The following is a 3,033-nucleotide window of genomic DNA, read 5'->3' on the forward strand; positions in this document are numbered from 1 at the left end:
AGGCCCATGGACAAGGAGAACACCATGACCGACATCGATCAGACGACGCGCACCGAGCTCGAGGCCGCCGCCTTCCGCCGGCTCGTCGAGCATCTGCGCGAGCGCACCGACGTTCAGAACATCGACCTGATGATCCTCGCCGGCTTCTGCCGCAACTGCCTGGCCGACTGGCTGCGCGAGGCCGCCGAAGAATCCGGCGTGGCCATGGACCGCGAGCAGGCCCGCGAGCAGGTTTACGGCATGCCCTTCGCGCAGTGGAAGGCCGCGCACCAGCGTGACGCCACGCCCGAACAGCTGGCGGCCTTCGAGGCCAGCCGCAAACAGCACGGATAAAAAACGCCCCGGCCGCTGGGCCGGGGCGTTGAAGTCCCACTGACGGGATAGAGAGACGGTGTCAGGCGCGCTTGCGGCGGGCGGCGCGCGCGGACCGGCTTGCCGGTGATGAAGCGCGATTCGAACTCGGCCTGGGCGCGTTCGGCGAAAGCTTCGGCCTGGGTGCGCAAGCGGGCGACCTGGCGGCCGGCCTCGTTGGCGGCGGCTTCAGCGCGGTCACGCAGCTGGTCGGCATTGGCGGCGGCGGCGTCGAAGGAACGGCGGGCCTGCTTGCGCGCCAGCACGGCGGCGCCCAGGCCAGCCAGAAGCAGGGTGCGCGGGCTGATTTCAACGGGGGTCTTGCGACGACGGGAAGTAGGACGGCTCATGGCAAACCTCGCTGTCAGGGGGCGGAAGGCCCCGTATCGGGAACGAGTCTGGGCGCCGTGCCCAGAGCTTTCACACTAGTCGGCACCGGCTTGCGGACGGCCGTGGCTCGGGTGATGCTGGCCGCATCCCGTTCGGAGCATCTGCATGGCCGCCAAGAAGTCCGCCTGGACCCGTTTCCCCCACCCCGACAAGGCGTTTGACTACGCCGGCGACAAGTTGAAGAAGGCCTGGCCGGTCCTGCACGCCGGCGACGCCGAACCTTTCCCCGACGACAAACGCGCTGCCGCCCTGGCCAAGGCGGCCGGCAAGGCTGCGCCCAAGGGCCTGGACGACGCAGCCCTGGCCGGGGCGCTGCAGGATGCGTGGCGTGATTTCCACCGCGGTGATTTCCAGCAGGCCTTCGAAGCCGGCTCGGCCCTGGGCCCGGTCGGTGCCTCGGTGGCCTGCAAGGCGCTGGCGATCCACGCCTCCTATCTGGTGGACGACGAAGACGAGCAGCTCAAGCGCTACGAGCAGGCTGGCAAGCTGGCCGAGGCCGCCATCGCCGCCCTGCCCGGCGAAGCCAACAGCCACTACCGCTTCGCGCATGCCATGGGCCGTTACAGCCAGGGCATTTCCATCGCCAAGGCCCTGAAGATGGGCCTGGCCGGCAAGGTGCGCAAGGCGCTTGAGCAGGCGCTGGAACTGGCGCCCAAACACGCCGAGGCGCACACCGCCATGGCGCTCTACCACGGCGAGATCATCGACAAGGTTGGCGCCCTGGTCGGCGGCCTGACCTACGGCGCCAAGGCCGCGGTCGCCGAAAAGCACATGGCCACCGCCCTGAAGCTGACCCCGTCCTCGCCCATCGCCCACGTCGAACACGCCAACCTGCTGTTGCTGCTGCACGGCGACAAGAAGGAAAACCAGGCCGCCGCCGCTTTCGAAAAAGCCGGCAAGCTCAAGCCCCGCGACGCGATGGAGGCCCTGGACGCCGGCTTCGCCCGTGACCAGCTCGAATAACCCGCGCGGACTCGAACCCGAAGAAGCCGCACGCCGCCTGGCCGAACACGGCCGCAATGAACTGCCGCCGCCGCCACGGCGCGGCCTGGGGCGCATCGCCGCCCACGTGATGACCGAACCGATGTTCCTGCTGCTGGCGCTGGCCGCCGTGGCCTACCTGGTGCTGGGCGAACCGGCCGAAGGCGCACTGCTCGGTGGCTTTGCCGTGGTCACCATTGGCCTGGTGGTGGTGCAGGAAAGGCGCAGTGAACGCGCGCTCGAAGCCCTGCGTGCGCTCGGCGCGCCGGTGGCGGTAGTCATCCGTGCCGGCATCGCCCAGCGGCTGCCGGCCGGCGAGGTGGTGCCCGGCGACCTGCTGGTGGTCGAGGAAGGCTCGCGGGTTCCGGCCGATGCGCGCCTGCAGTCGGCGCGTTCGCTGGCGGTGGACGAATCCCTGCTTACCGGCGAAAGCCTGCCCGTGGACAAGGATGCCGACGCCGAAGGCGAAGCCGGTGAGGTTTTCGCCGGCACCCTGGTCATCGGCGGCAATGGCCTGGCCAAGGTCACGCGCACCGGCGTCGCCACCCGCAGCGGCCAGATCGGCCAGGCCCTGGGTGATATCCAGATTGAATCGACCCGCCTGCAGCGCAACCCCACGCGGCTGGTGCGCCTGTTCGGGTTGCTGGCGCTGGTGGTCAGCCTGTCGCTGCTGCTGTTCCACGGCCTGGTCCGCGGCGAGTGGGTGCAGGGCCTGCTGTCGTCGATCGCGCTGGCGATGGCGATGCTGCCCGAGGAGTTCCCGCTGGCGCTGGCGGTTTTTTTTGCACTCGGCGCCTGGCGCATGGCACGCGTCGGCGTGCTGGTGCGCCGGGCCGCGGTGGTGGAAACCCTGGGCGCGGCGACAGTGCTGTGCGTGGACAAGACCGGCACGCTGACCGAAAACCACATGCGCGTGGCCTGGCTTTCCGATGGCAGCCATGAGGCCCGCCTGGAGGCGGACGCCCCGGTGCCCGGGTCGCTGAGGCCCGTGCTGGAAGCGGCGACGCTGGCCAGCCGCGCGCATTCGATGGATCCGATGGACCGTGCCCTGCAGGCGCTGGCTGGCGAAGGCCTGGACCAGGCCGAAGTCGGTCACTTCCCGGTGGCGCCGGAGCTACCGGCCATGAGCGTGGCGCACAGGCTGACCGATTCAAGCCTGCGGGTTGCCACCAAGGGTGCGCCGGAAGCCGTGGCACGGCTGTGCCAGCTGTCGCCCGCGGAACTGGCCGCGGTCATTGAAACGGCCGCGGACGCGGCGGCGCGCGGACTTCGCGTGCTGGGCGTGGCGGAGTCGCGACTTGAAGCCGCCCT

The 3,033-nt window shown here is 70.0% G+C and carries 4 protein-coding genes; 3 read left to right on the forward strand and 1 reads right to left on the reverse strand.

What is annotated here, in order from left to right:
• Positions 1-24 precede the first annotated feature (24 nt).
• Positions 25-333 (forward strand): DUF1244 domain-containing protein, encoded by a 309-nt coding sequence (locus AACZ35_RS13600; protein ID WP_339830194.1) that lies wholly within the window; start codon positions 25-27, stop codon positions 331-333.
• Here the strand turns inward: AACZ35_RS13600 and AACZ35_RS13605 are convergent.
• Positions 234-701, reverse strand: a complete 468-nt coding sequence (locus AACZ35_RS13605; protein WP_339830196.1) for a hypothetical protein — start codon at positions 699-701, stop codon at positions 234-236. The genes AACZ35_RS13600 and AACZ35_RS13605 overlap by 100 nt on opposite strands.
• Before the next feature lie 145 nt (positions 702-846).
• Here AACZ35_RS13605 and AACZ35_RS13610 point away from each other — a divergent pair, with 145 nt between their 5' ends.
• Both AACZ35_RS13610 and AACZ35_RS13615 read left to right on the forward strand, forming a co-directional pair.
• Positions 847-1,704, forward strand: coding sequence for a hypothetical protein (locus tag AACZ35_RS13610; protein WP_339830198.1), 858 nt, complete (start codon positions 847-849; stop codon positions 1,702-1,704).
• On the forward strand, positions 1,688-3,033 hold a 1,346-nt coding region (locus AACZ35_RS13615), incomplete at its 3' end, for an HAD-IC family P-type ATPase (RefSeq protein WP_339830200.1). The genes AACZ35_RS13610 and AACZ35_RS13615, both read left to right, overlap by 17 nt.

Origin of the sequence: uncultured Arenimonas sp., assembly GCF_963976025.1 — a bacterium.
Taxonomy (GTDB): Bacteria; Pseudomonadota; Gammaproteobacteria; order Xanthomonadales; family Xanthomonadaceae; genus Arenimonas.

Bases quoted from the DNA above. Each gene is read 5' to 3' on its own strand.
- AACZ35_RS13600 (WP_339830194.1), top strand. From the start codon at position 25: ATGACCGACATCGATCAGACGACGCGCACCGAGCTCGAGGCCGCCGCC.
- AACZ35_RS13610 (WP_339830198.1), top strand. From the start codon at position 847: ATGGCCGCCAAGAAGTCCGCCTGGACCCGTTTCCCCCACCCCGACAAG.
- AACZ35_RS13605 (WP_339830196.1), bottom strand. From the start codon at position 701: ATGAGCCGTCCTACTTCCCGTCGTCGCAAGACCCCCGTTGAAATCAGC.